This window comes from Kineosporia rhizophila (genome assembly GCF_021277265.1).
Lineage (GTDB): Bacteria > Actinomycetota > Actinomycetes > Actinomycetales > Kineosporiaceae > Kineosporia > Kineosporia rhizophila.
The window spans coordinates 39,495-66,006 of the sequence record NZ_JAJSOH010000004.1 but is presented as its reverse complement, the minus strand read 5'-3'; the positions used below and the strand labels follow the sequence as shown (position 1 = coordinate 66,006).

Here is a 26,512-nt window from a genome sequence, read left to right as displayed (position 1 = left end):
CCCCACCCCGGACATCCCGGGGCCGGGAACGGACCCGGCGCCACCGCCGCCGGGCCGTCCGGAGCCTGCCTTTCAGGTGTGAGTAAGGCTGCCTTCCAGGTGTGAGTAGCGCTGGACCGAGCCGCGGCGAGGAAGAGCCGGGCCGTTCTCCACCTTGTCTGCCCCAGACGGTTCACTTGCTCATGGCGGCGGGCGAGGCGGATGGATCCGGACGGCCGATCGAGCGCCTTGGCCGTAGGGAGGGTCCAGAGCCGACTCAGGTGCCCCTGGCGTCGAGACCGACGCCGGGGGCACTGCCGGTTTGCAGACCGCCCGAGCGCAAGCCCCCGAGACCGCCTCAACTAGGGTGGAGCCCGTGTCCGCCGCTCCACCCTCCTCCCCTGAACGCCTCGTCGTCGCGGGCATCGGCGCAGACGGCTGGCCCGGCCTGTCCCCTGCCACCCGCGAAGCCCTAAGCCAGGCCGACGTTGTGTTCGGCGGTGATCGCCAGCTCGCCCTGCTGCCTCCCGAGGTCACTGCCCGGCAGGTGCCCTGGCCCAGCCCCCTGCTGCGCGCCCTGCCGTTGCTGCTGGTCAAGACCCCCGGCGCTCACAAGGTGGTGCTGGCCAGCGGCGACCCCACCTTCTTCGGCATCGCGACAACCATCGCCCGCGTGGCCCCCGGCTTCGACCTGACCGTCCTGCCGCACCCCTCCAGCGTCTCCCTGGCCTGTGCCCGCATGGGCTGGGCCCAGCAGGACGTCGAGGTGATCAGCCTGGTCGGGCGTCCGGCCGCCACCCTGCAGCCGAGCATCTCCCCGGCCCGCCGGCTGCTTGTCCTGGTGCCCGGCGAGGAGTCTCCGGCGGTGGTCGCGGATCTGCTGCGCAAGCGCGGTTTCGGCCCCAGCGAACTCACTGCCCTGGGCAACCTCGGTGCGCAGGACGAGTTCCGTGTCACCGCAACAGCCGACGAGTGGCCGAGCGAAGGTTTTCCCGAGCACGCTCCGTCCGGCTCCAAGGCCCTCTGCGTGCTCGCCGTGGTTTGCCGCCCCGGCACTGCACCACTCAGGCTGTCGCGCACCCCCGGACTCCCCGACGAGGCATACGAGAACGACGGGCAGCTCACCAAGCGCCACGTCCGTGCGATCACGCTCTCCACCCTGGCCCCCGAGCCCGGCGAACTGCTTTGGGACGTCGGTGGCGGCGCGGGCAGCATCGGCATCGAATGGCTGCGTACGCACCCCTCCTGCCGGGCCGTCAGCATCGAGCGCGACCCTCAGCGGGCCCAGCGCATCGCCCGCAATGCCGAGCTGCTGGGCGTCCCCCATTTGGAAGTGAGAACCGGTGAGGCGCCCGCCGAACTGACCGGACTACCCACCCCCGACGCGATTTTCGTAGGTGGCGGGCTCACCGCCCCCGGACTGCTCGAGCACTGCTGGGAAGCACTGGCGCCCGGCGGGCGGATGGTCGTGAACGTGACCACCCTCGAATCGGAAATGCTGCTGGCGCAGGCCAGATCACAGTACGGCGGCGTCCTCGCCAAGATCGAGATCGCCAAGGCCACGGCCATCGGGCGATTCACCGGCTGGCGGCCCGCTATGCCGGTCACCCAGTGGAGCGCCTGGAAGGCAGTGGAAGCAGCGACATGACGGTCTTTTTCATCGGCGCCGGCCCGGGCGCCGCCGACCTTCTGACCATCCGCGGGCTGCGGATCCTGCAGAAGGCCCCGGTCTGCCTCTACGCGGGTTCCCTGGTCCCGGAAGAGCTGCTGGCCGACTGCCCGCCCGGAGCAAGGCTTGTCGACACCGCGAACCTCGATCTGGACCTGATCGTGGCCGAACTGCACCAGGCCCACGAGCGCGGCGAAGACGTGGCCCGGCTGCACTCCGGCGACCCCTCGGTGTTCAGTGCCGTCGCCGAGCAGATGCGACGCCTCGACCAGCTCAAGGTGCCGTACGAAATCGTGCCCGGCGTGCCTGCCTTCGCCGCAGCCGCAGCCGCCCTCAAACGCGAGCTCACCGTTCCCGGCGTGGGCCAGTCGGTCATCCTCACCCGGATCGCCCGCCGCGCCACTGCCATGCCCGCCGGACAGGAACTCGAAGCCCTGGCCGAGAGCCGTTCCACCCTGGTGCTTCATCTGGCCGTCCAGGAGATCGACAGCGTGGTCAGCACGCTGAGCCCGATCTACGGCCAGGACGGCCCCGTTGCCGTGGTCGCCCGGGCCAGCCGCAACGACGAGCAGATCCTGCGCGGCACCCTGGCCACGATCGCCGATCAGGTGCACGCGGCCGGGATCAGACGCACCGCGGTCATCGTGGTCGGCCCCGTCCTGACCGCCGGCGACTTCCCCGACAGCCACCTCTACTCGAGTGAAAGGTGCCGCGCCTAATGCGGAAAGTACTGCTCATCGGGGTCGGGGCCGGCGACCCCGACTACGTCACCGTCCAGGCCATCAAGGCCCTGAACACGGTGGACGTGTTCTTCCTGATCGACAAGGGCAGCGCCAAGGACGACCTGATCCAGCTGCGCCGCGAGATCTGCGAGCGCCACATCAGCGGAACCTCGGGCACCGACTACCGTTTCGTCCAGGCCACCGACCCCGAGCGCGACCGCACCGCCGCCGCCTACGGCGAGGCGGTGAAGGACTGGCACCACCGACGCGCCGAGATCTTCGAGCGGATGATCGCCGAAGAACTCGAGGAGGACGGCGTCGGCGCCATTCTCGTCTGGGGCGACCCCTCGCTCTACGACGGAACCATCCGCATCGTCGAGGAACTGACCGCCCGCGGCAACGTCGCCTTCAAGTGGGACGTCATTCCCGGAGTAAGCAGCCTGCACGCCCTCACCGCCCGCCACCGCATCCCGCTGAACCGGATCGGCGAGCCCATCCACATCACCCCGGGGCGACTGCTCGCCGAGGGAATGCCCGCCGGGCAGGACAACGTGGTGGTCATGCTCGACGGCGAGTGCGCCTTCACCCAGGTCACCGACCCCGACGTGGACATCTTCTGGGGCGCCTACCTGGGCACCAGGGACGAGATGCTCTTCTCCGGCCCGGTGACGGAGGTCGGCCCGCAGATCGTTCAGGCTCGCGCCGAGGCCCGGGAACGCAAGGGCTGGGTCATGGACACCTACCTGTTGCGGCGGCGCAGGGCCTGATGAAGGTCCTGATTCTGGGCGGCACCGGCGAAGGTCGCCTGCTGGCCTCAGAATTGATGACGGGTGGCCTCTCGGTGGTCTCGTCGCTCGCGGGACGCGTTTCGTCGCCTCGGCTTCCAGTGGGCGATCTTCGCGTAGGAGGGTTCGGCGGGGCGGCCGGGCTGGCCGAGTATCTACGGACCGAGGGAATCTTCGCCGTAGTCGACGCAACCCACCCCTTCGCCGAACGCATCACGGCCAACGCGGCCGCCGCCTGCCGCACCACCGAGACCCCTCTGCTCGTCCTGCACCGACCCGCCTGGCACCCCGCCCCGGGCGACAACTGGACTCTCACGCCGGACATCCCCGCAGCCGCAGCCCAGATAGCCCCCCTCCCCCCACACACCAACGTCCTCGTCACCACCGGCCGCCAAGAGACCTCCGCCTTCGCCGGCCTCCCCCAGCGGTTCATCATGCGGGCCGTGGAACGGCCGGACGGCGAACTACCGGACCACTGCGAGATCCTGCTCGATCGTGGCCCTTTCACCCTGGAAGGCGAGCGGAGACTCTTCGCCGCCAAGGACGTCCACAAGCTCGTGACCAAGAACAGCGGCGGACCGATGACGGCGGCCAAGCTCACCGCGGCCCGTGAGCGGGGCATCGAAGTAATCATGGTTCAGCGCCCGGCCCTGCCGGAGTCGGTGGAGACCGTGGACGACGTGGGCGCGGCGGTCGCATGGCTGGCACGGCTCGGGGCCAACTGAGGGGACGGAATTCAGCGGTACGCAGTGGCATGTAAGGGCATGTCGCGGCGAGGCCGGGCGTCAGGCAAGGCGTCAGGCAAGGCGTCAGGCGGTGGGGCATCGAGCAGGGCGTCTTCGCCGCGGTGCGGATGCTCAGCAACGGCAGGCGGCGCATCCCACCCCTGTGGCTGCTGGTTACCGGTCCAGGCAGGGCGTCAGGCGGAGCATCGGGCAGGGCGCCTTCGCCGCGGTGCGGATGCTCAGCAACGGCGGGCGGCGCACCCCCACCCTGTGGCTGCTGGTCATCGGTCCAGGCAGGGCGTCAGGCAGGCCATCACGCGGCGGGGCATCAGACGGCGGGGCATCAGGCAAGGCGCCTTCGCCGCGGCACGGATGCTCATCGCCGGCGAGCGGCGCACCCCCACCCCGTGGCTGCTGGTCACCGGTCCAGGCAGGGCACCAGGCAGGGCCTCAGACAGGACGTCACGCGGCTGGGCATCAGACGGCCGGGCATCAGGTAAAGCGCCTTCGCCGCGGTGCGGATACTCATCGCTGGCGGACGGCGCCCCCCACCCCGTGCCTGCTGGTCACCGGTCCAGGCAGGGCACCAGGCAGGGCACCAGGCAGGGCGTCACGCGGCGGGGCATTAGGCAGGACGTCTTCGCCGCGGTGCGGATGCTCATCGACGGTGGGCGGCGCACCCCCACCCTGTGGCTGTTCGTCACTGGTCCAGGCAAGGCGTCAGGCAAGGCGTTAAAAGGTCGGCTCCCCGTATTCGGGGTACACACCAGTGGACTCACCCCAGGGAGCGTGCTTGGGCCGGGCCAGAGGCGGGCGGAGTGCGGCTGCAGCCTTCGCTGCTTGCCTGGCTGCTTGCTTGAGCGCGGCTCGGCGTTGGCGGTCTTGCTGGTCTGCCTGCCATTGCAAGGCTCGGGCCCAGCGGTTGGTACGGCGGGCGGTGCGTTCGGCGGAGGGCATGAGGTCGATGCGGGTCAGGCTCTCGGGCTGTGCGGGGTAGTCCGGGGTGCGGATGGGCAGGGTCCAGCCCGGCATCCCGGGCAGGAGGGGTGGCGGGCTGGGGTGATCGGTGCCGTCAGGCGTGGTCCAGATGATGGTGCCGGGCGGGTAGGGCTCGTCGGGGCGGGCTGGCCGGGCGTGCCAGTGGGCGAAGGTCTTGAGGCGATGGTGGCCCCGGCACGCTGGGTGCATGTTGCAGGCGCAGGAGAGCCCACCCTGCCGAAAAGGCCTGAGATGGTCCAGATCACAGCGGCTGGCGGGCGTGGTGCAGCCGGGGAAGGTGCAGGTCGGGTAGCGGGCGGTGACCTGGTTGGTGAGTGTGCGGCCAGGCCGGTAACGGCTGGTCCGGGGTTGGTCGTGATCCAGGCCGACTGGGCATGGTGGTGCGGCCGTTGGATCATCCGGTCTGCCCGGTCTCTGGCTGTTTCCCGGATGCTCCTGCCCCCCGAAGTCGTGTGAGTCGGCGCTGTGATCGGCGGTCGGTGGGGGCATTCCGTCCGCTTCAGCGTGGGCAGGTGCGTCAGCGCGGGCGTCAGTGTGCATGTGGGAGTGCGAGTTGGGTTGGGCGCAGGCTCCGGGTAGGACCAGGAGGGTGACCTGACTCGGAGCGACGGCCAGTCGGCGGGCTTGCTCGGCGCTGATCACACCGTGACCCTGCAGCAATCCGGGGATCTGATCCAGGCCCAGGAGTGTGGTGTCGGTGATGGTGACCACGAGGTGTGGGCCGCGGCCTTTGACCCGGGGCAGGTCGGGGATGCGCCACCAGGCCGGCATCAAGCCCTCTGGCACCGGCGCGAATCCCAAGGTCGTCATGTCGTGGTGGAGGTTGGCGGCAGGGGTCTGCTGGTCTTCCTGCGGACGGCGCCGGAAGGAGTCCGGGACGGACTGGCCTGAAAGGCTTTCCGGCTGGTCTTGTGAGGATCCGCCTTGCCCTCCGGCCTGGCCGCCTTCTCCGATCGGCCCTGGAGCATGCGCCCCGGCATGCCCCCGGACATCCACCCGGTTGCCGCCTCTGCTTCCATCCTGGCCGGGCTCCCGACCAGGCTCTTCTGTGGGCTTTTCGGCCGAGCAGCCAGCACGCGCGTCACCCGGCGTACGACCCGGCACGTCACCCGGCACGTGATCCGGTTCGTCACCGGGCTGCCCAGCACGCTGACCAGCGGAGCAACCGACGGGCTGAGCGGCGGACTCACCGGCGGGCTGAGCGGCGGACTCACCCGTGGGCTCACCCGTGAACTGGGCGGCGGACTTATTCGCGGGCTTACCCGCGAGCTGAGCGGCGGACTTACTCGCGGGCTCACCCGTGGGCTGGGCGGTGGGCTGGGCGGTGGGCTGGGCGGTGGGCTGGGCGTGGAACTCCTCGTCGTCGTTCTCATGCCGAGGGTCCGGAACCAACGGAATGTGCAGCCCTTCCGACAACGCCTGCACCAGCATCGCCAGTACATCCGCCCGCCGCTGATCATGCGTGCGCTCATCCGGAAGACCTTCGGCCTCAGCCCGATCCCGCGCCGCATCGGCTGCTGCATCCAGGAAACCGTCGAGCAGTTGACCGGCCTCCGCGGAGATGAGGGCTGTCACCAGAGCCATTCCGTCGGGCTGGGGCTGCACCTGCACGTTCCGGCCCCGCAAGGCCTGCGCATGGCGGGCCGCGCCACCGTCCGGATCAAGCTGCTGCAGCAGAAGCTTGATCAGCCGGTCCAGTTGCCCGTACGTCAGATCGGGCGCCTGCGCGGCGACCATGGCCTCCAGCAGCAGCCACTGCTCATTGGCCGGCCGCAACTGCGGGTAGCGCTCACAGGCACCGTGCAACCGGCGCGTGACCAGGCGGGCCCGATCACCATCGAGACGCCCCTGTTCCAGCAGGGCGAAGACTCGCGGCAGATCACGCACCAGGCCGATCGCCTCCTGCACATCGCCTGCGGCCGAGAGGGGATGACGGTTCAACTCCGGCGCCAGACGCGATGACACCAACTTGCGGGACGAGATCAGCTGCGCGGAATCCTCCAGTTCGCCGCCGTTCTGGTTCTGCCCACCATCCGGGTCTTCTTCGTGCTCCCGGCTGCCCAGAGCGCCGTTGGACTCCGGCTGGTTCTGGCCCACGGGCTGCCGCCCCGCCCGCGAACCCCGGCGCCGGGCCACCGGCATCGCCTCGACCGCCGCTACCAGCGAACGCATCTGCGCCGCCTGCAGCCGCCGCATCACCAGCTCTCTTGCCAGCAGGCCAGTGACCCAGGCATCAGGTGCAGAGCCGGACCGGGCAGAAGAGCCGGGCCGGGCAGAACGGCCAGGCTGGCGAGAGGAGCCGACCTGGGCAGAACGGCCAGGCTGAACAGAAGGGCTGGGCTGAGCAGGACGGGCAGGACGGGCAGGCCGGGCAGGAGGGCTGGGCTGGGTAGAAGAGGTGGGCCGACCCGAAGGAGTGGGCTGACCAGGACGGGCAGGCTGGGCAGAAGGACCGGGTTGGCCAGAAGAGCCGACCTGGGTAGAACGGCCAGGCTGAACAGAAGGGCTGGGCTGAGCAGGACAGGCAGGCTGGGCAGGAGGGCTGGGCTGGGTAGAAGGGGTGGGCTGACTAGAAGGAGTGGGCTGAGGAGAGTGGCCGTAGTCAGAGGGGCTGCTGGACGGAGACGACTCGCTCGATCCGCCCGCCGCACCCAGATTCCCTGGCTCAGGCGGACTCTGCGGCATGGCGAGGGCTTCCAGTTCCTCCAGCAGCCATTCGCTTACCCCCAGCGCCAGGCCGGGGACACGTTGCTCGAACTTTCCGTCAGCAAGTGCGCTCACCTCAAAACCCCCTTGTAGCAAGCACTTCCGTGCGGCCCCCACCGCGACATGAACAGACTAGACGCGACCACCGACAGAATGCGGAACTGCAGGTGGAGGGCCCTTTTCCGGGATGGGAGGGCAGATCAACGAGGGTGGCCACGCCGCTCACCGGCTCCGTCCAAGGTGAGGCTCGGCGCGACGCACATCGAAACAAGACGGACTGTCGACGCAGAACAGAGTCCTGGCCAATCAAGATCAACGCGCAGGCAAACGGACACAAACGGCGCCCGAACGGAGCATGAAGACAGCGGGGCCGCCGATACCTCAGCGTCCGACGCCGCGATCAAGCCCTTAGGTTCCAAAACCGGCCGACGTTGGCCGAAAACTGTTCAGTAAAAACGTCTTTGAGACAGCGATAGCCGCGCCGGACAGCGGTCGTCCTCACCGGCGTCCCAAATCATTACAACTAAGTAACGTCATGGGAGCGTTCCCACAGACCCCTTGACGCCACCCAGACCGAGGGCGCACCTTTGGGAGCGCTCCCACAGACGTTCCTCGGGTCGAAGAGGCCCCGAAAGGAGAAAGCCATGAGCCCCTCCATGTCCCGGGCGCCACGGGCGCCCCGCACCGGCCGGCGGATGCTGGCAGTGGTCGCGGTCGCGGGTATCGCTCTGACCATGGCCGCGTGCGGCAGTGACGACGAGGGCGGCGACGCCGGCTCGGACGGCCAGGTCACGCTGAAGGTCTCGACCTTCGGCCGGTTCGGCTACGAAGAGCTCTTCAAGAAGTACCAGGCCGACAACCCGAACATCAAGATCGTCGAGTCCAACGAGGGTGACCTGGGCAAGTACACCAACGCCCTGACCCAGCGGATCGCGGCCGGCAGCGGTGCCGGCGACGTGGTCGCCATCGAGGAGGGCGCGATCGTCCAGTTCCTCCAGGCCCCGGACAAGTTCGTGAACTTCCAGGAGCACGGCTCCGAGGAGATCAAGAGCAACTGGCTGGACTGGAAGTACGCCCAGGGCACCACCGCCGACGGCAAGCAGACCATCGGTCTGGGCACCGACGTGGGCGGTCTGGCCATGTGCTACCGCACCGACCTGTTCAAGGAGGCCGGTCTGCCGACCGACCGCGAAGAGGTCTCCGCGCTCTGGCCCACCTGGGAGGACTACATCGAGGTCGGTAAGGACTTCGAGGCCGGCAAGAAGGGCGCCGCCAAGGACGCCAAGTTCGTCGACTCGGCCACGAACACCTACAACTCGATCCTGATGCAGACCGCGGGCGCCAACCCCGGCTACACGTACTTCGACCGCGAGAACAACTTCGCGATGGAGAGCAACCCGTCCATCAAGGCCGCCTGGGACACCACGAACAAGCTGCTGGACGCGGGCCTCTCGGCCAACCTGAAGTCGTTCACCGGTGAGTGGGACGCGGGCTTCAAGAACAGCGGCTTCGCCACCATCGCCTGCCCGTCCTGGATGACCGGCTACATCTCCGGCCAGGCCGGCGACGCCGGTGAGGGCAAGTGGGACATCGCCTCGGTGCCCGGTGGCAGCGGCAGCTGGGGCGGCTCGTTCCTGGCCGTTCCCACGCAGAGCAAGCACCAGGAGGAGGCCGTCGCCCTGGCCAAGTTCCTGACCACCGCGGACAGCCAGATCGAGGCGTTCAAGGCCGAGGGTGTTCTGCCGTCCTCGCCCGAGGCGCACAAGGACCCGGCGCTGGCCGCGTTCAAGAACGAGTACTTCAGCGACGCCCCGGTCGGGGAGATCTTCGTCAAGGGTGCGGCCAGCCTCAAGCCGGTCTACCTGGGCGCCAAGAACCAGGCCGTGCGTGACGTGATCGAGAACGACCTGCGGGCCATCGAGCAGGGTCAGCAGAGCGCTGCCGAAGGCTGGACCGCTGCCATCGAGCACGCCAAGGCCGCGGCGGGTGTCTAACACGCTCACCCCGGTTCCACCGGCTCCCGCGAAGGTCCGCCCCACCTGGCGGATGCGCGTGAGCCGGTGGGACCACAAGGGGTCCCCCTACGCCTTCGTCTCGCCGTTCTTCATCCTCTTCGCGATCTTCGGGGCCTTCCCTCTGCTCTACACCTTCTGGGTGTCGCTGCACGCCTGGCCCCTGCTCGGAGAGCACAGCTTCACCGGTCTCGACAACTACGAGAAGCTGCTGACCGACAAGCAGTTCTGGAACGCCGCGAAGAACACGCTCGGCATCTTCGTGGTCTCCACCGTCCCGCAGTACGTGCTCGGCCTCTGGCTCGCGGTCACGCTGAACCGGAAGATCCGCGCCCGCACCCTGTTCCGGGTCGGCGTGATCATCCCCAACGTCACCTCGGTGGCCGCGGTCACGCTGATCTTCACGATGATCTTCGCCAAGGGTTTCGGCCTCGCCAACTGGATGCTCAGCTGGTTCGGTGTGAACGCGGTCGACTGGACCGCCCACACCTGGTCGTCCTGGCTGGCCATCTCGGTGATGGTCGACTGGCGCTGGACCGGTTACAACGCGCTGATCTTCCTGGCCGCGATGCAGGCGATCCCCAACGACCTGTACGAGGCCGCGGCGATCGACGGCGCCAGCCGCACCCGGCAGTTCTGGTCGGTCACGCTGCCGCTGCTGCGCCCGACGATCCTGTTCACCACGATCATCTCGATCATCGGTGGTGTGCAGCTGTTCGCCGAGCCGCTGCTGTTCGCACCGGGGGCCGGCGCCATCCAGGGTGGTTCGCTGCGGCAGTTCCAGACGCTGACCATGTACCTGATCGAGAACGGCTTCACCCGCTTCGAGTTCGGTTACGCGGGGGCCGTCGCCTGGATGATCTTCCTTCTGGTGCTGATCATCTCGCTCATCAACATCTGGCTGGTCCGCCGGATCGGCGGGTCGGACTGAGATGCTGAACCAGGTTAGGAGGCGGTCGCGATGACCGCGGTGACACCCCCGATCCACGCCGAGCCCCAGGGCACCGGCACCACCCCGCCCCCGGCCGGCCGCAAGCGGCTGAGCCGCCGGGTGGCCGAGAGCAACAACCAGCTGTTCAACGCCAGCCCGCTGAACTACATCGTGCTCGTGATCACCTTCATCCTGTCGGTGTTCCCGCTGTACTGGATGCTGGTCATGGCCTCCCGGCGCAACGACGAGATCGTCCAGGTCCCGCCGGTGCTCACCCCGGGAGACCGCCTCGGCGCCAACTTCACGGCACTGTTCGACAACGCCGACGTGATGTTCGCCAAGGCCCTGATGAACTCGTTCATCGTGGCCGGCACGATCACCGTCGTGGTGGTGATCCTCTCGGCGCTGGCCGGGTTCGCCTTCGCCAAGCTGCGCTTCCGCGGCAACGGGGTGCTGCTGGCCCTGGTGGTGCTGACCATGATGGTGCCGATCCAGCTCGGCACCGTGCCGCTGTACATGATGATGGACTGGCTCGGCATCCAGGGCACCCTGGCCACGGTCATCCTGCCCTACCTGGCCAGCGGTTTCGGCGTCTTCATGATGCGCCAGTACGCCAGCCAGTCGGTGCCGGACGAGCTGATCGAGGCGGCCCGGGTGGACGGCGCCTCGACCCTGCGGATCTTCTGGTCGGTGGTGCTTCCCGCACTGCGCCCGGCCGCCGCGATCCTGGGTCTGTTCACATTCATGACTTACTGGAACGATTTCCTCTGGCCATACGTGGCGCTCAGCCCGGAGAATCCGACCGTACAGGTCGCACTCTCCAGGTTGTCCACCGGCTACTACACCGACCAGTCCCTGGTCATGGCGGGCACCCTGATGGCCACGCTCCCGCTGCTCGCCGTTGTCATCCTCTTCGGACGGCAGCTGATCAGCGGAATCATGGATGGAGCAGTGAAAGCATGAGTTTCTCGGACGATTTCGTCTTCGGCGGGGCCACGGCCGCGTACCAGATCGAGGGGGCCGCCGACGAGGACGGGCGCGGCAAGTCGATCTGGGACGTCTTCTCGCACACCCCGGGGAGAGTGGTCAACGGAGACACCGGCGACGTCGCGATCGACCACTACCACCGGTACAAGGACGACGTGGCGATCATGTCGGACCTGGGCCTGCAGGCCTACCGCTACTCGGTGTCGTGGCCGCGGATCCAGCCGGACGGGCGGGGCCCGGCCCTGGAGGCCGGCCTGGACTTCTACTCCCGGCTGACCGACGAGCTGCTGAACGCCGGCATCGACCCGTGGATCACGCTGTACCACTGGGACCTGCCGCAGGCGCTGCAGGACGCGGGCGGCTGGCCGAACCGTGACACCGCGTACCGGTTCGCCGAGTTCTCCGCGATCGTCCACGAGCACCTGGGTGACCGGGTGAAGCACTGGATCACCCTGAACGAGCCGTTCGTGTCGGCCTTCGTCGGCTACGCCGCGGGCCGGCACGCCCCCGGCATCCGCGACCCGCGGGCCGCCCTGAGCTCGGTGCACCACCTGCTGCTGGGCCACGGCCTGGCGCTGCAGGCGCTGCGGGACCAGAACGTGGAGCAGGCCGGGATCACGCTCAACCTGTACTCGGTCGAGGCCGCCTCGGACTCGGCCCTGGACACCGACGCCGCCCGCCGGGTGGACGGCTTCCAGAACCGGCTGTTCCTCGACCCGGTGCTGAAGGGCCGCTACCCGCAGGACATGCTGCACGACCTGGCCGAGTTCGGCGGGATGGGCGAGGTCCGCGACGGCGACCTGGAACTGATCAGCGCGCCGATCGACCTGCTCGGGGTGAACTACTACACCAAGTACCTGATCACCGGTGACCCGGAGCACCCCGACCTGGTCGGCGAGCGCACCGGTCAGCTCGACTCGCCCTACCCGGGCGCGGCGCACTGCCGCGAGGTCCGGCACGGCAAGCCGCTGACCGACATCGGCTGGGAGATCGACCCGGACGGTCTGCACGACGTGCTCACCCGGCTGAAGCGGGAGTACCCCGCGGTGCCGCTGGTGATCACCGAGAACGGTGCGGCGTTCGACGACGAGGTCGCCGAGGACGGCGGGGTGCACGACGAGCGGCGGATCGCCTACGTGCGTGACCACCTGGCCGCCTGCGAGCGGGCGATCGACGACGGGGTGCCGCTGCAGGGCTACTTCCTCTGGTCGGTCTTCGACAACTACGAGTGGGCCGAGGGCTACGCCAAGCGGTTCGGCGCGGTGCACGTGAACTACGGGACCCAGGTGCGCACGCCGAAGGACTCGGCGCTCTGGTACTCGAAAGTCATAGCCACCCGCTCGCTCGACGAGCAGTCATAATCGGCTGAATGAACAGGCGCAACCGGCCCCCGACGCTGGAAGAAGTGGCGGAGCGGGCCGGGGTCGGGCGGGGCACGGCGTCCCGGGTGATCAACGGCTCGCTGCAGGTCAGCGAGACGGCCCGGAACGCCGTGCTGCGCGCGGTCGACGATCTGGGCTACGTGCCCAACCGGGCCGCCCGGTCACTGGTCACCCAGCTCACCGACGTGGTGGCCCTGGTGGTCTCGGAGTCGGAGGACCGGCTGTTCGGGGAGCCGTTCTTCGCCCAGGTGGTGCGGGGGGTGAGCAATGCGCTGGCCGGTACGTCACGGCAGCTGCTGCTGGCCATCGCCCACGAATCCGACCGGGGCCGGCTGAACGACTACCTGAGCCGGCAGCACGTCGACGGCGTGCTGCTGCTCTCGATCCACGGCGACGACCCGCTGCCCGACCAGCTCGCCGCCCGCGGGGTGCCCGCGGTGCTCGGCGGCCGGCCGAACCGGAACGTCACGCTGCCCTTCGTGGACATGGACAACGCAGGTGGTGCGGCGGCCGCGGTGGAGCACCTGATCGCCGGAGGCCGTCGGTGCGTCGCCACGATCACCGGTCCCCTGGACATGACCGCCGGGCAGTTGCGGCTCGAGGGGTACACCTCGGCGCTGGCCCGGCACGGCCTTCCCGAGCTCATCGAGCACGGCGACTTCAGTGAGAACAGTGGACGAGTGGGGGCACGCAGGCTTCTCGAGCGGGCTCCCGGTCTGGATGCCATCTTCTGCGCCTCCGACCAGATGGCGATCGGGGCCCTGGCCGAACTCGCGGCGGCCGGGCGGAGGGTGCCCGAGGACGTGGCCGTGGTCGGCTTCGACGACTCCCCCACCAGCCTCTACACCAGTCCGAGCCTGACCACCGTGCACCAGCCGGTGGAGGACATGGGGGCCCGGATGGTGCAGACGCTGTCCCGGATGATCGAGAACCCGGGCGAGCCGGTGTCCGACGTGGTGCTGCCGACGCATCTGGTGGTCCGGCACTCCGGCTAGTACCGAAACTGGTTCGGCCGGAGTTATTGCAAAGCATGTGCAACTGAGCCAATCTGTGCTGGCCAGACACCATCCGTCCCTGAAGGGTCAGGATCACCGCCATGCATGCACCGGACGGATTCATCGACGTCCCCGTCTCGATCGCGGCCGGGGTGGTCGCGGTCGGCGGGGTCGCGCTCTGCCTGCGGGGCGCCCGCCGTGAGCTCGACGACCGCACGGCGCCGCTGGCCGGCCTGGTCGCGGTCTACGTGTTCGCCGTGCAGATGCTGAACTTCCCGGTGGCCGGCGGAACCAGCGGTCACCTGCTCGGCGGCACCCTGGCCGCGGTGCTCGTCGGGCCCTTCACCGGAGCCTTATGTGTCTCCGTGGTCCTGCTGGTCCAGGCGGTGCTTTTCGCCGACGGAGGCCTGACCGCGCTCGGGGTCAACATCTCCACCATGGCGCTGGCCACCGTGCTGATCGGCTACCCGCTGGCCCGGCTGCTGCTCAAGGCCCGGCTGGGCACGGCCCTCGCGGCCGGTCTGGCCGCCGGGGTCTCGGTGGTGGGGGCGAGCCTGGTCTTCGTCCTGTTCTACGCCCTGGGCGGCACCACCGACGTCGACCTCGCCCGGGTCACCGGGGCGATGGTCGGTGTGCACGCCCTGATCGGGATCGGTGAGGGCCTGATCACCGCGCTGACGGTCGGGGCGATCGCCAGTACCCGACCCGATCTGGTCCATCTCGGCAGGCCCGCCGCCTGGGGCCCGGTCTCCGCCAGCTGGAAGGCCTGATCTGATGCGTACCCGAAACCTGCTGGTCGGTCTGCTCCTGGTCAGCCTGCTCTTCGCCGGCATGGTCAGTTACTACGCCAGCAGCTCACCCGACGGCCTGGAGAAAGTCAGCGAGGACAACGGCATCTCGGCCCAGGCCAAGGAGCACGACCTGAGCGGTTCACCCCTGGCCGACTACGGGGTGAGCGGTGTGGACGATGCCCGGCTCTCCGGCGGGCTGGCCGGGGTGATCGGCGTCGGGGTGACGTTCCTGGCTGCCTCCGCCCTGGTCTTCGTGGTGCGCCGGAGCAAGAGCTCCGGCGAATGAGTGGCGGTCACGCGCACCAGGGCCTGCTGGTTCCGGGCGCCTCGGTGCTGCATAGCCTGCCAGCCCACGTGAAGCTCGTCGCCGCCCTGTTCTCGGTGCTGGCGATCGTTGCCGCGCCCGGTTCGCAGTTCTGGGCCTTCGGCGTCTTCGCCGGGGTGATCGCGCTGCTGGCGGCCGTCGCCCGGATCCCACCCGGCCTGATCGCCCGGCGCCTGCTGATCGAGCTCCCGTTCGTGGTCTTCGCCCTGCTCCTGCCCTTCGTCGCAGCGGGCGAACGTACTGAGGTGCTCGGAGTACCGATGAGCGTCGAAGGGCTCTGGAGCGCCTGGGAACTCGTGGCCACGGCCACGCTGGGCCTGGCCGTCTCGGTGCTGCTGGCCGCCACCACCGGTCTGCGGGAGATCCTGACCGGTCTGGAACGTCTGCGCATGCCCACGCTGATCGTGCAGATCATGAGCTTCATGATCCGCTACGCCGATGTGGTGGCGGACGAGCTGCGGCGGATGCGGATCGCCCGGGAGTCAAGGGGTTTCGTGGCCCGGGACATCCGCCAGTGGCCGGTTCTGGGACGTAGTGCGGGGGCGTTGTTCGTGCGGTGCTTCGAACGGGGCGAGCGGGTGCACCTGGCCATGCTCTCGCGTGGGTACGACGGAAGGATGCCGGGAACGGACGGCCCGGGCGCATCTTCCGTGGTCTGGGCAACCGGTCTGAGCCTGCCGTTGCTCTTCACCGTGGTCACCGCCGTCGCGGTGCTGACAGGAGGAGCGCGATGAACCCGGCAGTGGCGGTCGAAGGGCTGCGGTTCAGCTATCCGGACGGTCACGCCGCCCTGGACGGGGTGGATCTGACCGTTCAGCGCGGCGAGCGACTGGCCGTGCTCGGCCCGAACGGCGCCGGCAAGACCACCCTGGCTCTGCACCTGAACGGCATCCTCCGGCCCACCGACGGCTCGGTGCGGATCGACGGGGTGCCGGTGGTCAAGGAGAACCTGCAGCAGATCCGGCGGCGGGTGGGTCTGGTCTTCCAGGACCCGGACGACCAGCTGTTCATGCCCACGGTGCGCGAGGACATCGCTTTCGGGCCGCGTAATCTCGGCCTGAGCGCGGCCGAGACAGCCGCCCGGGTGGAGTCGGCGCTGGAGAAGGTGGGCCTGACCGATCTGGCCGACCGGCCGCCGCACCACCTCTCGTTCGGGCAGCGCCGCCGGGCCGCCGTGGCCACCGTGCTGGCCATGGACGCCGACGTGCTGGTGCTGGACGAGCCCTCGAGCAACCTCGACCCGGCCGCCCGCCGGGAACTGGCCGAGATCCTGCTCGGGCTCGACGTCACGGTGCTGATGATCACCCACGACCTGCCGTACGCCCTGCAGCTGTGCCCGCGGTCGGTGATCCTGGCCGACCGGCGGATCCAGGCCGACGCCCCGACCGCCGAACTGCTGGGCGACCCGGAACTGCTGGCCCGCTACCGGCTGGAACTGCCCTACGGTTTCGCCGTACCGGCTACTGCGTAGCCTTGAGCATCAGGTCCCGCAGAAGACCCATCCCGGTCAGATCGCCGGTGTAGCTGAGCTTCTCACCAGCGATCCGGTTGTACAGCCACAGTTCCAGGTCCGAGGCCCCGCCGCGGATCGTGGTGCCCGCCCGCCCGTCGGCCGAGACCTCGAGCCCACCCGGCTCGAAGTGCACGAACCACGAACGGGACGGGGTGCGCACCTCGAGGTCCGGCCGTCCGGCCGGGTAGTCGCCCGGTTCGATGTCGCTGACCAGCATGGCCACCAGCACCTCGTCGATGCCGTCCTCGGCCAGGCCGGCCTCGATCTCGGTGGGGGTGCCCACGGCCAGTTCGGCGTCGAACCGGTGCACCGCCGTCTCGTGGGCCATCCGCCGGATCCAGAAGGCCACGCTCTGGTCCGGCTCGAACCAGGTCCAGGCCGGGGCGTCGGGCGGGTACTCGTCGAAGGTCTCGTTCAGCCGGGCCCAGCCCTGCTCCAGCACCTGCAGGCTGCTCAGCCCGGTCAGGTCCGGCTCCTCGGTGGGCCGGGCGTTGAGCCGGATGCAGTCCACCTTGTGCCAGTAGACCTCGCCGACGTGCTGCACCAGGTCGTCCAGCGACCAGTCCGGGCACGACGGCACCCGGATCCCGGTCAGCGACGAGTCGGCCGGCAGCACCGACCGAAGACGCGAGTACTCGATCCCGAGGTGACGCCTGAGTTCTGAAGTCTCCATGAGATCGATGGTTCCCCAGGGGTCAAGCCGTTTTCACCTACCCAGGCCGACCAGACCGTCTTCGATCCGGATGTTGTCCAGGTTGTCGGTGAACCAGCGGTAGGTGCTCTCCACCCCTTCGCGCAGCGACACCGTGGGGGCCCAGCCGAGCCCTCGCAGGCGGGACACGTCCAGCAGCTTGCGCGGTGTGCCGTCCGGCTTGGAGGTGTCGAAGGACAACCGCCCCCCCCAGCCGACGACGTCCGCAATCGTCTCGGCGAGTTCCCGGATGGTGACGTCCACGCCGGTGCCGACGTTGATCGTCTCCGGCGAGTCGTAGTGCTCCAGAAGGAAGACCAGCGCCGAGGCCAGGTCGTCGACGTGCAGGAACTCGCGCCGCGGAGTGCCCGAGCCCCAGATCCTGACCTCCTCGGCCCCGGTCTGCTTCGCCTCGTGGAAACGGCGGATCAGGGCCGGCAGGACGTGCGAGTTGGTGGCGTCGAAGTTGTCGCCGGGCCCGTACAGGTTGGTCGGCATGGCGCTGACGTAGGGCAGGCCGTACTGCTTGCGGATCGCCTGGACCTGCATGATCCCGGCGATCTTGGCGATCGCGTAGGCGTCGTTGGTGGGCTCCAGCGCGCCGGTGAGCAGCGCGGACTCCTTGATCGGCTGCTCGGCGAACTTCGGGTAGATGCAGGAGGAGCCGAGGAAGAGCAGGCGCTGCACCCCGGCCTGGTGGGCGGCGTCCATCAGATTGACCTGGATCCGCAGGTTGTCGGACAGGAACTCGGCCGGGTAGGTGTCGTTGGCCAGGATCCCGCCCACCCGGGCGGCGGCCACCACCATCACGTCGGGCCGGTTGTCCAGGACGAACTCCGTCGTCGCGGCCCGGTCGCGCAGGTCCACCTCGGCCGAGGTGGCCCCGAGGAGGTCGCCGAACCCGCGGGCGGCCAGCGCGCGCCAGACGGCCGACCCGGCCAGGCCCCGGTGACCGGCCACGTAGACCTTCATGTCCGGAGTCAGCAGGGGCCCGCTCGACGTAGGGGTGCGCTCGACCGAGAGGTCCGCCGAGGAGAGGGAGGACGGAAGGGTGGTCATGACCCCGAACGGTACCCGAGCAAGGGAACTATGAGTGCTCATTCGGTGACCATCAGTTCTGACGACCAGCACACGGCGCATCGGGCAAACGCCGGAGGTTGGCCATACCCTGCAGTAACCGCTCTCCGTGATCGTCCCATCACGCTACGGTACGGACAGAATCGGCTACCCAACGGAATCAGCTCATCGCCATCAGTGACGCGGGCGGTGGGCACCCCCGTCCATCCTGGCGAGGAGCGGCATTTTGCAGACTTCGAAGAAGGCCCTGATCACCGGGATCACCGGTCAGGACGGTTCGTACCTGGCCGAACTGCTGCTGGAGAAGGGCTACGAGGTGCACGGCATCGTGCGCCGCTCCTCGCAGTTCAACACCTCGCGGATCGACCACCTCTACGTCGACCCGCACGACCCGCGGGCCCGGCTGTTCCTGCACTACGGCGACCTGACCGACGGCTCGCGGCTGGTCACGCTGCTGGAGAAGGTGCAGCCCAACGAGGTCTACAACCTGGCCGCGCAGTCGCACGTGCGGGTCTCGTTCGACGAGCCGGAGTTCACCGGGCTGAGCACCGGGGTGGGCTCCACCCGGCTGCTCGAGGCGATCCGGATGATCGGCCTGGAGTGCCGCTACTACCAGGCCAGCAGCTCGGAGATGTTCGGGGCGACCCCGCCGCCGCAGAACGAGAACACCCCGTTCTGGCCGCGCAGCCCCTACGGCGCGGCCAAGGTGTACGCGTACTGGATGACCCGCAACTACCGCGAGGCCTACGGGATGTTCGCCACCAACGGCATCCTGTTCAACCACGAGAGCCCGCGCCGGGGCGAGACGTTCGTGACCCGCAAGATCTCGATGGCGGTCTCCAACATCGTCGCCGGCAAGCAGGACTACCTGTACATGGGCAACCTGGACGCGGTGCGCGACTGGGGCTACGCCAAGGACTACGTCGAGGCGATGTGGCTGATGCTGCAGGCCGAGGAGCCCAGCGACTACGTGGTGGCCACCGGAACCGCCTACACCGTGCGGGACTTCCTGCAGTTCTCGTTCGAGCACGTCGGCCTGGACTGGGAGAAGTACGTCCGGTTCGACGAGCGCTACCTGCGCCCGACCGAGGTGGACTCGCTGATCGGCGACGCCTCGAAGGCCCGGGACATCCTGGGCTGGACGCCGAAGGTGCTCACCCCGGAGCTGGCCCGGCTGATGGTGGACGCCGACCGCGCGACCATCGACCTACGGACCGAACTGCCCGCCCAGCTGTGATCAAGGCGGCGGCCCCGGCCGCCGAGGAGTCGACCGTGGAGACTGTCCAGACCAAGGTTCGGCGGCCTCGGTGCCGGGTGTCGCCGGGGAACTTCCGCCGGCTGATCGAGCGCTTCTCGCCGGTGGTCGAGACCGGTGCGGTCGAGGCGTCGCCCCGGTCGGTGCTGGTGATCCGGACCGACGAGGTCGGCGACCTGGCCATGACCCTGCCGCTCCTGACCTCTCTGCGCTCGGCCTGGCCCCTGGCTCGGATCACGTTGCTGACCCGGGGCTCCCGCGGTGAGATGATGCGCGGCGGTGCCCTCGTCGACGAGGTGATCGCCTGGCCCGACCTGGAAAGCACCTGGTCCGGATCGCTTTCCGGCCAAGTGCGCTGCTGGCGCCTGGGCCGCCGCCTACTGCACCACAGCCGTCCGTTGCACGGGCGCTTCGATCTGGCGATCCTTCCCCAGCCCGACGCCGAGCCGTTCGGCACCCGATATGTGGCCTGCACCGCCGCACTTCGCGTGGTCGGTTTCGATCCCGCCGACTGTTTTTCCGGGGACGAGCGGGGCCTGCTCACCGATCCGGTCAGCCCGGGCGACCCGCAGACCCATGCGCTGCGGCACAGTGAGCGGCTGGCCTCGGCGCTGGGGATCACCATCACCCCCGACACCTACGACGCTCCTGGTCTGGCCCTGATCGGTCCGGCCGACCGGGCCGCGGCGCGCAGCCTGCTCTCCCCCCTGGCCCCGTCGCCGGGCCCACTGATCGCCGTGAATCTGACCGCGCGCGACTGGCCCCCGCAGTCCTGCGCGGCCGTCGTCAACGCGGTTCACGCCCGGGTTCCGGTGCGGTTGGCACTGATCGGCGAAACCAGTTCGCCCGAGGATTTTTTGAGGACGCTCGACCCCTCGATTCCGTTGGTGAGCGCGATCGGCCGGGCTCACCCTCGAACCCTCCTGGCGCTTCTGGCCGACAGTGACCTGTTCCTCGGCGGAGCCGGGGACGAGATGCACCTGGCCTCGTCGGTGGCCACGGCCTGCGTGGTGGTGGGCGATCCGCCCGCCGCTTCGGCCGGCCCCTGGTCAGCCGGTTCGCAGGTGGTGCCGGGCAGCGGGGTGAGCCAGGCCGTACTCGAGGTGCTGACCGGGCTGTCCTGGCCGGTGGTCGGTGGTCAGACCTCAACCCCGGCCGATCGGCGGGTCCGCCTGCCGGCTTGAGCGATCTGACCGCTCTTCACCCGATCGGCGGTCGCCCACCCGCCTCCCCTCGGGCGAGTCTTGCCCCCTTGGTTCGCTACGGCGGGAGGGGTGGCAGCAGATGGGGGCACGACGATGCGTCGTCATCCCGGTGATCGAGCGGGCCAACGGCATCATCATGACGCCGTCGGCGACCGAGGGCGGGTTCTTCCCCCGGGTGATCGTCGAAGGGCAGATCCGGTACTCGAGGCTGACCCGGGACGGGGTGGACGAGGTCTGGGGGCCGACACTGGCCGACGCCCAGGAGCGGGTCGCCGAGAAGAACGCCGCCTGGGGCCTGACCGGCGAGGACGTGCTGCAGATCCTGATCGGCTGGCAGCTCGCACGGGACGAGGAGGACGCCCGGGTGTTCTGCCCGGTCTGCCGTCGGCAGTACGACTGGGGCGCCGGTGACCGGTGTGCCTCCTGCGCCTGAGCTCAGGCAGGTCCGGTTCTCCGGTACCACCCAATTTTCCTGAGGTTTTCCTACGGTAACCAAAGACATGCGTAGGGTATGGGGCTTACGCGAGTTGGAGGGACTTGTCGTGGGTGCTGTTGGTGGTCTGATCGTGTCCGAACGCCGCTGGGTGAAGATCGCGCTGATCTCGGCGCTCGCCATCGCCGTCGGGTCGATGATGTTGGTGACGTCGCACCGGGCGCGCACCGGCGCGGCCGATCTGGAGCAACCCGGTGAGCACTGCACCACGATCACCACGCAGTGCTGAGGACCGTCGGTCCGGAGCAGGCTGAACTCGTCGCTTCCTGGGCCACCTCGGAGCAGGAGGCGAGGTGGTGGGCGGGCGCCCCGTACCCGGTCCCGCCGTCGCTGGTCTCGTCCTGGGCGGACGACCCGGACGCTCACGGTTTCGTGCTGTACCACGGCACGGAACCTATTGCCTACGGGGAGATCTGGGACGACGCCGACGAGGGCGAGTCCGAGCTGGCCCACCTGATCGTCGCGCCCGATTGCCGAGGTCAGGGTTTCGGTCGGCGGCTGGTGCGCTCCCTCGTGCCCCGGGCCGGGTTCGGGGCTCTGGTGATGCGCGTGCACCCGGACAACTCGGCGGCCCAGGCCTGTTACCTCGGCGCCGGTTTCGGCCGGGTGGACGAGGCCCGCGAAGCGGAGTGGAACGCGCCTCAGCCGGTGCGCTACGTCTGGCTGGAGTACACCGCCTTCTGAGTGGTGTGGTCTGAGGCACCGCGTCGTCGGGGACACGGGAGACCGCTCGTTCGTTCTTTCCGGTGGCAGCCGGTAGGTGTGAGCGAGTGGGAGGCCTGGTCTTGAGCGAGGGTCTGCGGGAGCGGCGACGGGCCGCCTCGAGGGCGATCACCGTCGAGGTGGCGCTGCGGTTGTTCAGCGAGCGCGGCTTCGAGAACGTGACGGTGGCCGACATCTGCTCGGCCGCCGAGATCGCCCCGCGCACGTTCTTCCGCTACTTCGCCACCAAGGAGGAGGTGCTGGCCGAGCCCTCCCGCGAGATGGCGGTCCGGATCCGGGAGTTCTTCGCCACCGCCCCGCTCGAGCTCGACGACATCGCGGTGCTCACCCTGGCCCTGCACGACCTGGCCGAGCACGTGATCGAGCACAGCGACCAGCTCCGGGGGTTCCACCGGGCGTCGGCGGTCCGGGTCAGTCCCTACGTGAGGCTGTCCGACCGGGAACGCCAGCTGGCCGTCGACCTGGTCAACCGGGCGGTGCCGGAAGGTCCCGAGGGCCCGGTACTGATCCCCGACTGGCGTACCCGGCTGATGGTCGCGCAGGGGGTGGCGGCGTTCCGGGTGTGGATGGAAGATGCGCTGGGCCCCGACGCCCCGGCCGACCCGCAGGCCCACCTGAGTCAGATCCTGGATCTGGGCGCCCCGGCCGGCGCCCTCGGCTGATCCACACTCAAGGTTCCCTGCATCCCCGCCGATATCGAGGACGGATCATCCCGTCCGCGGAATTGGGGGCGACGTAAGTGTCCAGTGTTCTGGTCGTCGAGGACGACAGCGACATCCGCAGGTTGCTCGAGATCCGGCTGGCCCGGATGGGCCACTCGGTGATCAGTGTGGGATCGGCGGCGGCCGCGCTGGCCGCGATCGATCGCTACGGCGTACCGGACGCGGTGGTGCTGGACATCGTCATGCACGGCGCCTCGGGCATCGACCTGCTGCGGCAGTTGCGCGACCAGCCCGGGTCCCGTGACCTGCCGGTCATCCTGCTCACCGCGCGTGACCTGCAGGAAGACCGGAAGGCGGCGCAGGAGCTGCACGCCCACCTGATGCAGAAGCCGATCGAGGTGGCCAGCCTGACCCGGATGCTGGAGCGGGCCCTGACCAGCTAGCCGCGCGCTGGGCGGGGCCTAGAGGATCGCGCCCACGGCCGTCTTCAGGTCGTCGGTAAGGGCCTGCGAGCCGATCCGGTTCAGGTGGTTGAAGTCCCAGTAGGCCAGCTCGCCGTCGACCAGGGGGCTGCAGACGTCGCCGTTGCAGAACCGGTCCCACGGGTCGTAGACGCTCACCCCGGGAACGCTGGTGACGACGTCCCACTCGGCCTGGCGGGAGGTGCCCTGGTACTCCAGCACGTCTTCCTGGCTCTTGTCGCAGACGAAGTTCAGGAAGCCGCCGCTGCACGCGGTCTGCCGATTCATCGCCTGGGTGGCGTAGTTCGGCACGTCCATCACATAGAGCACCGGGATGCCCGCCTCGGTCAGCTCCTGCAGCGCCGGCTTGAGCTGCTGCGGCCACTTCCCGTCGACGTCGTGCCGGGCCAGGGCCCACTGCCCGACGACCACCAGGGACGGCGGGTCGTCGCTCTTGGTGGCCCGGTCGAGCAGCGCCGAGGCCAGTTCACCGCAGTTGGCGACCTCACGGCTGGGCTGGGCGTCGCGCATCAGCGGGCAGCTGGCCCCGGTGAGGGCCAGGGTGCTGTAGCCGAGCCGGCGGTCGGCCTCGATCAGGCCGGTGGAGTAGGCCTCGGCGTGCGAGTCGCCGGCCAGCATCACCCAGCCCTTGGCGTTGGGCACGGTGTCCATGCAGCGGTCGAAGTCGGCGGCCTCGAACGACCGGTTGCGCACCAGACAGCCGTTCTCCCGGCCGAAGGTGAGCTCACCGCGCTGGCCCGCGTAGGCAGCCGCGTTGGGCACCGCCCACGGCCCGGCCACCTGCAGCGTGACCGCCGCAACCACCACCATGCCGGCCGCAACCGCACCACCCAGGTAGACCCGGGGCAGGCGCACCCCACCGTGACGCAGCGGCTGCTCCACGAAGCGGTAGCTCAGGTAGGCGGGCAGCAGCGAGAACAGGGCGGCCAGCACCGGGGTGTAGGGCCGGGGCCAGATCAGGGTGGCGATCACGATCGCCGGCCAGTGCCAGAGGTAGATGCTGTACGACAGGTCACCGGTGACCACGAACGGCCGCGACGAGAGCACCCGCTTGATCGGCCCCTCGCCCACCGTCCCGGCCAGGATCAGCAGGGCGGTCGCCACCACCGGGACGATCGCGGCGACGCCGGGCCAGACCGTCTGGTCGTTCACCGTGAGGTTCAGGTACACCAGCAGCGCCAGCCCGGCCGCGCCCAGGGCCACCGGCAGCACCGTGCGCTCCGCCGTGTAGTGGCGGGCGGCCCGCTTCGAGGCCCAGACCGCGAGCAGGGCACCGACGCCGAATTCCCAGGCCCGGGTGGGTGAGGAGTAGAAGGCCACGTCGGAGGCCGGGTAGCTGTGCACCCGGAAGTCGCCGTACGACAACCACATCGACAGGGCGAAGCTCGCCGCGGTGAGCAGGCCCAGACCGATCGCCTGGCTGCGCGCCCCACCTCGGCCGAACTTCCAGGTCAGCGCCAGCAGCAGCGGAAACACCAGGTAGAACTGCTCTTCCACGCTCAGCGACCAGACGTGGGTGAGCGGGTTCATCACCGCCCCGGCGGCGAAGTAGTCGCCCGAGGTGCTCAGCAGGTCGAAGTTCCCGGCCAGCAGAACCGCGGCCAGGGCCGTGCCGGCCGTGGTCGACTGCGCCCCGATCGGCGACTGGAACAGGAACGAGAGCAGCAGGACGGCCAGCAGCATGACGACCATGGCGGGCAGCAACCGGCGGATGCGGCGGGCGTAGAACGAGCCGAACCCGAACCGCCCCGAGGAGCGCAGGCGCTCGATCTGCCCGGTGATCACGAAACCGGAGATCACGAAGAACACGTCCACCCCGGCGAAACCCGCGGGCAGGGGAAGCTTTGCGTGATAGATGACGACGAGGACGACCGCGATCGCCCGCAGCCCTTGGATGTCGGCGCGCTTACTCTCCCGCTGCCTCTCCTGCTGAACAGGCGCAGTGGCTACGGCAGGGCGAACGCCAGGATCGGTGTCCGTGGACCAGCCAGCAGTACTCGTCATGATGCCCCATCGTGCCCAAGGACCCTATGCATCGCCTCCCGAAACGCACATCACAGGGTGTTCACAGGACAACTCGCCGTCAGAAGAACGAGCTCAGACCCGGTCCGACCAGACCTCAGGGCTACCCCGTTCCTCCTCCCGATCCTGCCCTTTCGAGCCCGGCCAGGACGAAGGGCGGGATCCGCGGATCCCGCCCTTCACCTGCGCTGTGAACTAGAGCACATTCACCGGTCGAGCTCGTGCCAGGCCGGCGCGCCACCCTCCACGTGAGCCACGTTGACGAAGCCCCGGCCGATCAGGTTCTGCGCCACCGGGCCCGAGCCGTTCACCGATCCGCAGATCACCACGATCGGGGTCTGCAGCGACGCGACCTCGGCGTGCCGCTCCGCGGAACCGAAATCGAACTCGGCGTCAAGGTTGTCACGGTCGACGATGATCGCGCCCTCGATCGGGCCGGTCTTCTCCCGGCCCCCCGGGCTGCGGGTGTCCAGCAGCACCGCTCCCTCGGCCACCCTTCGGCGTGCCTCGGCGGCGTCGATGAGCGGCGGCTCGGCCGGGCCGGTGGCCACGGGAGTGTCGGGCCGACTTGCCCACTGCGAGTAGGAACCCGGGTACAGCGGCACCCGGTCGGCATCGAAACCGGCCACGGCCAGGGCGAGCAGGTCGTGCGCGGCGGTGACTCCGGAACCGCAGTAGACCCCGACCGCCCGGTCGTCGCTCACCCCGAGATCCCCGAACTTCCGCCTGAGGACGTCGGGGGCGGCGAATCGTCCATTGTCACCGAGGTTTCCGGTCGCCGGAGCGCTGACCGCGCCCGGAATGTGGCCGGGCCGAGGATCGATCGAGGCGACCTCGCCGGAGAACCGGCCGGCCGGGCGGGCGTCGAGCAGCAGCCCGCCGTTCTCGACGAACTCGGGCACCTCGTCCACCTCGACGGTGGGGAGCTTGCCCTCGCCCAACGTGACGTCCCCTTCGGCCGGGGCGGGCTCGTCGCCCGTGGCCAGCGGCTGGCCGGCCTCCTTCCAGGCCTGCAGACCGCCGTCCAGCAGGCGGACCTCGCCGTCGAACCCGGCCCAGCGCAGGAGCCACCAGAGCCGGGCGGCCGCCAGCAGGCCGTTGTCGTCGTAGACGACAACGGTGTCGGAGCTGTTCAGGCCCCACGACCGGGCCGACTGCTGGAAGGCCGCGGCCGTGGGGAGCGGGTGACGACCGGCCTCGGAGCTGCCGGGCGAGGCCAGCTGCGCGTCGAGGTCGACGTAGACGGCGCCGGGGATGTGCCCGGCCCGGAACTCGTCCGGCCCGGGCGGGCCACCGAGCTTCCAGCGCACGTCGAGCAGTCGCGGCGAACCGCTGCTGCGCAGGGCCAGGAGTTCCTCAACGGTAAGGAGCGGGCTCATGC

General features: G+C 69.3%; 23 protein-coding genes and 1 pseudogene. 19 read left to right on the top strand and 5 right to left on the bottom strand.

Going from position 1 to position 26,512, the window contains the following annotated elements; genetic code table 11:
* Window positions 1–355 precede the first annotated feature (355 nt).
* The 4 genes from cbiE to LWF15_RS08830 are packed head-to-tail and all read left to right on the top strand — an operon-like array spanning window position 356 to window position 3,880.
* On the top strand, window positions 356–1,627 hold the full coding sequence (cbiE, locus tag LWF15_RS08845; RefSeq protein ID WP_232809926.1) for a precorrin-6y C5,15-methyltransferase (decarboxylating) subunit CbiE: 1,272 nt from the start codon (window positions 356–358) through the stop codon (window positions 1,625–1,627).
* A complete protein-coding gene (gene cobM / locus LWF15_RS08840) occupies window positions 1,624–2,367 on the top strand; it encodes a precorrin-4 C(11)-methyltransferase (RefSeq protein WP_232809925.1) in 744 nt (247 codons plus the stop codon). The genes cbiE and cobM overlap by 4 nt, the downstream gene beginning before the upstream one ends.
* A complete protein-coding gene (gene cobF, locus LWF15_RS08835) occupies window positions 2,367–3,137 on the top strand; it encodes a precorrin-6A synthase (deacetylating) (RefSeq protein ID WP_232809924.1) in 771 nt (256 codons plus the stop codon). The genes cobM and cobF overlap by 1 nt, the downstream gene beginning before the upstream one ends.
* On the top strand, window positions 3,137–3,880 hold the full coding sequence (locus LWF15_RS08830) for a cobalt-precorrin-6A reductase (protein ID WP_232809923.1): 744 nt from the start codon (window positions 3,137–3,139) through the stop codon (window positions 3,878–3,880). The genes cobF and LWF15_RS08830 overlap by 1 nt, the downstream gene beginning before the upstream one ends.
* A gap of 732 nt (window positions 3,881–4,612) precedes the next feature.
* Here the strand turns inward: LWF15_RS08830 and LWF15_RS08825 are convergent.
* Window positions 4,613–7,075, bottom strand: coding sequence for an HNH endonuclease signature motif containing protein (locus LWF15_RS08825; RefSeq protein ID WP_232809922.1), 2,463 nt, complete (start codon window positions 7,073–7,075; stop codon window positions 4,613–4,615).
* A 1,154-nt stretch (window positions 7,076–8,229) separates the two neighbouring features.
* Here LWF15_RS08825 and LWF15_RS08820 point away from each other — a divergent pair.
* From LWF15_RS08820 to LWF15_RS08780, 8 genes and pseudogenes are all read left to right on the top strand, one after another.
* Entirely contained in the window at window positions 8,230–9,579 is a 1,350-nt protein-coding gene (locus LWF15_RS08820) for an ABC transporter substrate-binding protein (protein WP_232809921.1), read from the top strand.
* A complete protein-coding gene (locus tag LWF15_RS08815) occupies window positions 9,572–10,528 on the top strand; it encodes a carbohydrate ABC transporter permease (protein WP_232809920.1) in 957 nt (318 codons plus the stop codon). The genes LWF15_RS08820 and LWF15_RS08815 overlap by 8 nt, the downstream gene beginning before the upstream one ends.
* Window positions 10,529–10,558: 30 nt before the next feature.
* Window positions 10,559–11,491 carry a carbohydrate ABC transporter permease gene (locus LWF15_RS08810; protein ID WP_232809919.1) on the top strand — a complete coding sequence of 311 codons (933 nt, stop codon included), beginning with the start codon at window positions 10,559–10,561 and terminating at the stop codon, window positions 11,489–11,491.
* Window positions 11,488–12,876, top strand: coding sequence for a GH1 family beta-glucosidase (locus tag LWF15_RS08805; RefSeq protein WP_232809918.1), 1,389 nt, complete (start codon window positions 11,488–11,490; stop codon window positions 12,874–12,876). Before LWF15_RS08810 ends, LWF15_RS08805 begins: the two co-directional genes overlap by 4 nt.
* An 8-nt stretch (window positions 12,877–12,884) precedes the next feature.
* Complete coding sequence (locus tag LWF15_RS08800; protein WP_232809917.1) at window positions 12,885–13,892, top strand: LacI family DNA-binding transcriptional regulator; 1,008 nt, start codon at window positions 12,885–12,887, stop codon at window positions 13,890–13,892.
* Window positions 13,893–13,993: 101 nt separating this feature from the next.
* A pseudogene (locus tag LWF15_RS08795) lies at window positions 13,994–14,969 on the top strand (energy-coupling factor ABC transporter permease).
* On the top strand, window positions 14,966–15,742 hold the full coding sequence (gene cbiQ, locus LWF15_RS08785; RefSeq protein WP_269809851.1) for a cobalt ECF transporter T component CbiQ: 777 nt from the start codon (window positions 14,966–14,968) through the stop codon (window positions 15,740–15,742). Before LWF15_RS08795 ends, cbiQ begins: the two are co-directional and overlap by 4 nt.
* Window positions 15,739–16,479, top strand: coding sequence for an energy-coupling factor ABC transporter ATP-binding protein (locus tag LWF15_RS08780; protein ID WP_232809913.1), 741 nt, complete (start codon window positions 15,739–15,741; stop codon window positions 16,477–16,479). Before cbiQ ends, LWF15_RS08780 begins: the two co-directional genes overlap by 4 nt.
* On the opposite strand, the gene LWF15_RS08775 is transcribed toward LWF15_RS08780, so the two are convergent.
* Together LWF15_RS08775 and LWF15_RS08770 are read right to left on the bottom strand one after the other, a co-directional pair.
* Entirely contained in the window at window positions 16,469–17,194 is a 726-nt protein-coding gene (locus LWF15_RS08775) for a maleylpyruvate isomerase family mycothiol-dependent enzyme (protein WP_232809912.1), read from the bottom strand. The genes LWF15_RS08780 and LWF15_RS08775 overlap by 11 nt on opposite strands.
* A 33-nt stretch (window positions 17,195–17,227) precedes the next feature.
* Window positions 17,228–18,271, bottom strand: a complete 1,044-nt coding sequence (locus tag LWF15_RS08770; protein WP_269809850.1) for a GDP-L-fucose synthase family protein — start codon at window positions 18,269–18,271, stop codon at window positions 17,228–17,230.
* A 244-nt stretch (window positions 18,272–18,515) separates the two neighbouring features.
* Between LWF15_RS08770 and gmd the strand changes: the two genes are divergently transcribed.
* From gmd to LWF15_RS08735, 7 genes are all read left to right on the top strand, one after another.
* Window positions 18,516–19,526, top strand: a complete 1,011-nt coding sequence (gmd, locus tag LWF15_RS08765) for a GDP-mannose 4,6-dehydratase (protein WP_232809911.1) — start codon at window positions 18,516–18,518, stop codon at window positions 19,524–19,526.
* Between the two features lie 35 nt (window positions 19,527–19,561).
* Window positions 19,562–20,728, top strand: a complete 1,167-nt coding sequence (locus tag LWF15_RS08760) for a glycosyltransferase family 9 protein (RefSeq protein ID WP_232809910.1) — start codon at window positions 19,562–19,564, stop codon at window positions 20,726–20,728.
* Window positions 20,729–20,828: 100 nt separating this feature from the next.
* Window positions 20,829–21,182 (top strand): hypothetical protein, encoded by a 354-nt coding sequence (locus LWF15_RS08755; RefSeq protein WP_232809909.1) that lies wholly within the window; start codon window positions 20,829–20,831, stop codon window positions 21,180–21,182.
* 109 nt (window positions 21,183–21,291) lie between these two features.
* Window positions 21,292–21,471 carry a hypothetical protein gene (locus LWF15_RS08750; RefSeq protein WP_232809908.1) on the top strand — a complete coding sequence of 60 codons (180 nt, stop codon included), beginning with the start codon at window positions 21,292–21,294 and terminating at the stop codon, window positions 21,469–21,471.
* Window positions 21,465–21,926: a GNAT family N-acetyltransferase gene (locus LWF15_RS08745; RefSeq protein ID WP_232809907.1), complete on the top strand. Its 462-nt coding sequence runs from the start codon at window positions 21,465–21,467 to the stop codon at window positions 21,924–21,926. Before LWF15_RS08750 ends, LWF15_RS08745 begins: the two co-directional genes overlap by 7 nt.
* Before the next feature lie 101 nt (window positions 21,927–22,027).
* Window positions 22,028–22,627, top strand: a complete 600-nt coding sequence (locus tag LWF15_RS08740; RefSeq protein WP_232809906.1) for a TetR family transcriptional regulator — start codon at window positions 22,028–22,030, stop codon at window positions 22,625–22,627.
* A gap of 77 nt (window positions 22,628–22,704) precedes the next feature.
* A complete protein-coding gene (locus tag LWF15_RS08735; protein ID WP_232809905.1) occupies window positions 22,705–23,070 on the top strand; it encodes a response regulator in 366 nt (121 codons plus the stop codon).
* Window positions 23,071–23,088: 18 nt separating this feature from the next.
* Here the strand turns inward: LWF15_RS08735 and LWF15_RS08730 are convergent, their stop codons facing one another.
* Both LWF15_RS08730 and LWF15_RS08725 read right to left on the bottom strand, forming a co-directional pair.
* A complete protein-coding gene (locus LWF15_RS08730) occupies window positions 23,089–25,113 on the bottom strand; it encodes an acyltransferase family protein (protein ID WP_232809904.1) in 2,025 nt (674 codons plus the stop codon).
* A 224-nt stretch (window positions 25,114–25,337) separates the two neighbouring features.
* The gene (locus tag LWF15_RS08725) at window positions 25,338–26,510 is read right to left on the bottom strand and encodes a sulfurtransferase (protein WP_232809903.1); all 1,173 of its coding nucleotides are present in this window, start codon (window positions 26,508–26,510) and stop codon (window positions 25,338–25,340) included.
* Window positions 26,511–26,512 lie beyond the last annotated feature (2 nt).